This is a genomic window from Kitasatospora sp. NPDC001159 (assembly GCF_053598235.1).
On record NZ_JBSFJV010000287.1, the window covers coordinates 1 to 1,284 of the forward strand.

The 1,284-nt window shown below is 70.4% G+C and carries 1 protein-coding gene; it reads left to right on the forward strand.

All coding sequences use genetic code 11. The features are described 5' to 3' along the window. Window positions 1-92: 92 nt before the first annotated feature. On the forward strand, window positions 93-1,284 hold a 1,192-nt coding region (locus ACWC9T_RS41915; RefSeq protein WP_449826265.1), incomplete at its 3' end, for an RICIN domain-containing protein.

A 1,284-nucleotide genomic window follows, 5' to 3' on the forward strand; every position in this document is an offset into this window, starting at 1 on the left:
GCACGGACGGTCAGGAAGCCCGGACCCTTGGGGCACCCAGGTCTGCCCCCGAAGCTCCTGACGGCCGCTCGGTCACCACGTAACGTCCTGGCGTGAACCTGTGGACTTCCCTGGAGCCCGCGTCCGCGACCGTGGACCCCGGCAGCACCACGCGCGTACGGCTGCGGGTGCGCAACACCGGTGACGTGGTGGACGAGTACCGCTTCGAGCCCGTCGGGGACATCGCGCCCTGGACGACGGTGGAGCCGCAGAGCCTGCGCCTGTACCCCGGCACGACCGGCACCGTGGAGCTGACGTTCGCTCCGCCGCGTACGTCGGACGCGGTGGCGGGGCCGAATCCGTACGCGGTGCGGATCACGCCGACGGAGCATCCGGACGCGGTGACGGTGCCGGAGGGGAACCTCACGATCACGGCGTTCACCGAGGTGCGGGCGGAGTTGGTGCCGCCGACGGTGAAGGGGCGTTTCCGGGGCCGGCCGCGGCTGGCGGTGGACAACCTGGGGAACACGAAGGTGACGGCGTCGGTCGCGGGCAGCGACACGGGCGATCACCTGTCGTACGAGATCCGGCCGTCGAACGTGCAGATCGAGCCGGGGCGTGCGGCGTTCGTGGAGACGACGCTGAAGCCGAAGCGGATCACCTGGTTCGGGGCGAAGGAGGAACGCCCGTACACGCTCGCGGTACGGCGCTCCGGGGTGGATCCCACCGGCGTCGAGGGCACGTATGTGCAGCGGGGGTTCCTGCCGCGCTGGCTGGCGACGTTCCTGGGCATCTTCGTGGCCGTCGCGGTGGCGTTCGTGATGATCTGGATCGCGTACAAGCCGCAGGTCCGCACCAGTGCCACCGAGCAGACGCAGCAGGCGGGCGTGGCGCTGTCCCCCAGTGCCACCCCGGAGACCCTGCCCAGCAGCGCCGAGTCCGCACCCGTGGATGAGCCGAAGCTGGAGCAGCCCGTCACGCAGGAGCCGAAGGACGACGGCGGTGGCGGCGGCGACAAGGGCGACGGCGACAAGGGCGGCGGCGGGGAGTCCAAGAAGCCCGCGAAGCCCGCCGTGAAGCCGGTGGTCCCCGCCCGGAACGTCATGCTGCGCAACGCCACCACCCACATGTGCGCCGACATCCCCGGACGGGGCAAGGGCCAGATCAACGGGGTCGTCCAGCAGGCCAACTGCCACGAAGAGGGCGACAACGAGTACTGGCACCTCGAGGTGAAGTACAAGAAGGGCGGCCCCGGCGGGGCGGACCTCTTCCAGATCCGGAACATCAAGGACAAGTACTGCATGG